The organism is Cupriavidus sp. 05T313 (assembly GCF_056396665.1).
Genome location: NZ_JBFTLX010000405.1, coordinates 1 through 3,994, shown reverse-complemented (window position 1 = coordinate 3,994; position 3,994 = coordinate 1). Strand labels below are relative to the sequence as shown.

3 protein-coding genes and 1 pseudogene are annotated in these 3,994 nt (G+C 65.7%); 2 read left to right on the top strand and 2 right to left on the bottom strand.

The window, feature by feature from the left end; translation table 11 throughout:
- Positions 1 to 710, top strand: a 710-nt coding sequence (locus AC1DKD_RS39800) for a DUF1214 domain-containing protein (RefSeq protein WP_477144610.1), incomplete at its 5' end; no start/stop codon positions are given.
- A 126-nt stretch (positions 711 to 836) separates the two neighbouring features.
- On the opposite strand, the gene AC1DKD_RS39795 is transcribed toward AC1DKD_RS39800, so the two are convergent.
- Together AC1DKD_RS39795 and AC1DKD_RS39790 are read right to left on the bottom strand one after the other, a co-directional pair.
- On the bottom strand, positions 837 to 2,555 hold the full coding sequence (locus AC1DKD_RS39795) for a cobaltochelatase CobT-related protein (protein ID WP_477144609.1): 1,719 nt from the start codon (positions 2,553 to 2,555) through the stop codon (positions 837 to 839).
- A complete protein-coding gene (locus tag AC1DKD_RS39790; protein WP_477144611.1) occupies positions 2,555 to 3,544 on the bottom strand; it encodes an AAA family ATPase in 990 nt (329 codons plus the stop codon). The genes AC1DKD_RS39795 and AC1DKD_RS39790 overlap by 1 nt, the downstream gene beginning before the upstream one ends.
- 254 nt (positions 3,545 to 3,798) lie before the next feature.
- Here AC1DKD_RS39790 and AC1DKD_RS39785 point away from each other — a divergent pair.
- Positions 3,799 to 3,994, top strand: a pseudogene (locus tag AC1DKD_RS39785) (sulfoacetaldehyde acetyltransferase); the annotation flags it as partial.

Below are 3,994 nucleotides of genomic sequence, written 5' to 3'. Positions count from 1 at the left end.
CCAAATGGGTGGTGCCGGAAAAGTTCTGGGACACGCTGCCGGTGGTGTTGAAGGACGCGCGGCCGCTCCCGGGCGAACAAGCCCGATACGCCGAAGCCCTCGCGCTCGCGGAAGCCGCGGCCAAGGATCCCCATATCAAGGACGTGCTGATCAAGGCATCCGCACAGGCGGACAGCGAGATCGTGGACCCGCTCTTCCAGTTCCGCAACTACGGCCTGCAATTGCCCGATCACTGGAGCACCATCAGCAATGGCGCGAGCTTCGGCACCGACTATTTCAGCCGCACCGCGGCGGCCAAGTCCAATATCTTCGTCAATAAGCAGAACGAGACCAAGTACTTCTATCAGGATCTCGATGCCGCCGGTGGTCGCCTGAACGGTGCCAACAAGTACACCGTTACCTTCGCCAAAGGCGCCGAGCCGCCGGTAAAGGGCTTCTGGTCGCTCACCCTCTACAATCAGCATCATTTCTTCTCCGAAAATGCACTGAAGCGCTACTCGATCGGTACGAAGAACAAGAACCTGAAGTACAACGCCGACGGCTCTCTGACGCTCTATGTCCAGGCTGATTCGCCAGGCGCCGACAAGGAGAGCAACTGGTTGCCAGCACCGAAAAGCGAGGATTTTTCGTTGTATGTGCGAGCCTATTGGCCGGAGGCGGCCGCGCTGACCGGCAAATGGACGCCACCGCCGGCTGTGAAGTCGAATTAAGGGGACCCTCCCGCCAGCGTACAGAGCCGGGTTTGGCTATCGATGCAAGCCCGGACGTTACCTGAGCTACATATGCAATGAATGCAATGAATGCAATGAATGGTCCGGCGGCGGTGAGAGGGATGCTCACCGCCTCCCCCCGATCCACCGCACAATCTCCGCGAACACCGGCATATCCGGCGGCACCGACAAGTCCAGCGCCAGGCAGCGCCGGTAGTAAGGACTCAGGTCCAGCCCCACCCCAAGCCCCAGTACCTCCACATCCCGCAGCGTCTCATGCCGCGCCACCACTTCCTTCAGGTGGTTGTCCAGGTAAAAGGCATCGTTGGCCTGCCCCGTTGCCGTGTCCATCGGGCTGCCGTCGGATATCACGATCAGTATCCGCCGGGACTCCGCCCGGGCGAGCAGCCGCGCGCAGGCCCAGTCGACGGCCTCGCCGTCCACGCCTTCGCGGAACAGATCGGCCTTGAGCAGCGCGGCGATATCGGTGCGTGCGCGCCGCCAGTTTGTGGCGGCATCCTTGAACACCATATGGCAGGTTTCGTTCAGCCGGCCCGGATGCGCTGGCCGGCCTCGGGCCAGCCAGTCGAGCCGGGCGCGGCCGCCGTTCCACGCCCCGGTGGTGAAGCCCAGCACCTCGCTGGCGACGCCGGCCTGGTCGAGCGCGCGCGCGAGGATGTCGACCATCGTCGCGACCCGTTCGATGTGCGCTTTCATCGAGCCCGAGCAATCGATCAGGAAGCTCACCGCGCAGTCCGCCTGCAGCTTGTGCCGCTCCTGCCGGAACAGCCGGCGCTCGGCCGGCGAACTGACCAGTTGCGCGAGCCGGCGGCCGTCGATGCGGCCTTCCTCTTCGCCGAAGGACCAGCCGTCGCGCTGCGGCACGGCAAGCGATGCCGCCAGCGCGCGCGCCAGCCGCGCCACGTTGATGCCCTGTTCGGCGATGCGCCGGTCGAGGCGTTCGCGGTACTCGGCCAGCAGCGCCTTGCGGACCAGCGATCCCGGCGATATCTCGCGGTCATAACGCGTGGTGTAGGCGCGGTAGCCCTGCTCCGAACCATGCAGCACACGGCTGTTGCCGGTGGCCGCGACCGCCATTGCCTCGTACTCGTCGTCCTCGAAACCGAGCGCCAGCGAGAACGCCACGCGGGCGRCTTCCTCGTCCTCCTGATCGCCGGCATCGTCCTGTGCCCGGCCAGCGCGCTCCGCCTGCAGCATCTCGCCAACCAGCCTCGCCATCTCCAGCGCGTGCACGGCGAACGCGCCCTGCTCCGCGCGATGCCGGCGCAAGCCGGCAAGCGACACGCCCAGCACCGGCACGATAGCCGCGCGCGTGGCTTCGATCAGGTCCTCGGTGTCTTCCAGCACGGGCCAGCCGGACAGGCGCGACCACGCGATCTGCGCCACCGTGTACAGCAGGATGCCCAGATGGCTTTCGGCCAGGCCCGCGCGGTAGAAAGCGCGGGACCAGTCCTCGAAACGGTGGCGCAGGTTCTGCGCCAGGCCGGGCATGCCGGCGGGCAGCAGCGATTCGCAGCGCAACTGTTCCAGCAGCTCGAACACCAGCCGCTCGATGGGATCGGCGGGACATGAATGCCGGTGCAGATCGGCATCGGAGTGCGCGATGCGCAAGGCCGCGCCGTCCGCCGCGCCGCGCTGGGAGATGAAATCGTCCTCCGCCCGGGTGCGCAGATGCGGCGCATGCAGCGGCAGCGGCCGCAGGTGGCGGCACAGGCGGCCGTCGCGATAGTGCAGCGCGGCATCGCCGGTGAGGGCGCGCACGGCCGCCGCGCATAGCGCCTCGCGCTGCTGGCTGCGGCGGGCAGCCTGCCGGTCCGTGATCATCAGCGCGGCTCCGGCGCGCCGTCGGGCGCCGCCTCCAGCTCCCGGCCAAAGCAGCGCTGGAAGTACTCGGYCACGATGGGGCGCTCGGCGTCATCGCATTTGTTCAGGAAACTCAGCCGGAAGGCCAGCGCCGGGTCGCGGAAGATCTGGCAGTTCTCCGCCCAGCTGATCACCGTGCGCGGCGACATCAGCGTGGACAGGTCGCCGGTGGCAAAGCCCTTGCGCGTGAGTTCGGCCACGCTGACCATCGATTCGATCAGCGCGCGCCCGGCATCGCCGGCCAGTTCCGGCACGCGGGCGAGCACGATGCCGGCCTCCTCCGCGCGCGGCAGGTAGTTGAGCGTTGCCACCACGTTCCAGCGGTCCATCTGCGCGTGGTTCAGCATCTGGGTGCCGTGATACAGGCCGTTCAGGTTGCCCAGTCCCACGGTGTTGGTGGTGGCGAACAGGCGGAAGGCGGGATGGGGGTGGATCACGCGGTTCTGGTCCAGCAGTGTGAACTTGCCGTCGCGCTCCAGCATGCGCTGGATCACAAACATCACATCCGGGCGCCCCGCATCGTATTCGTCAAAGATCAGCGCCACCGGACGCTGCAGCGCCCAAGGCACGATACCTTCCTGGAATTCCGTGATCTGGCGGCCGTCGCGCACCACGATGGCGTCCTTGCCGACCAGGTCGAGCCGGCTGATATGGCCGTCGAGATTCACCCGCACGCACGGCCAGTTGAGCCGGGCCGCCACCTGTTCGATATGGGTCGACTTGCCGGTGCCGTGCATGCCCTGCACCATCACGCGGCGGTCGCGGGTGAATCCCGCCAGGATCGCCAGCGTCACTTCCGGGTTGAAGCGGTAGGCCTGGTCGATTTCCGGGACGTGATCGTCGCGCTCGCTGAAGGCCGGCACCATCAGGCCGGAATCGATGCCAAACAGGCTGCGCACCGAGACCATCCTGTCCGGCTTGCCCACTGCTAAATCCGTCGCGCTATCCATCAGTCCATCCGTCATCGGGTCTGTCGCGAAATCCGTCACATCTGTCTCCTCTGCGCCATGTCACGGCAGTGGCGCGCATGCGCACGCGCGGTGCTGCCTTTGAGTCATCATAGAGCAGTTTCAATTTTAGGTACAAATCATCCCGTTTATTGTAACTACCTATTGACCTTCGACGAACCGCACCCTACATTTCAGCCAACAAGAACTTTTCGGGACAAATAGTCCCGTTTTGATACATAGACTGGAGACACACCATGAGCGAACACCTCCCTGAAGTCCTCAACGCGAGCGCTGCGCCCGCCACCGCCGGCCCGCAGGCCATGACCCCCTCGGAAGCCTTCGTCGAGACCCTTGCCGCCAACGGCGTGACCGACATGTTCGGCATCATGGGGTCGGCCTTCATGGACGCACGCCATGGACATCTTCGCCCCCGCCGGCATCCGCCTGATC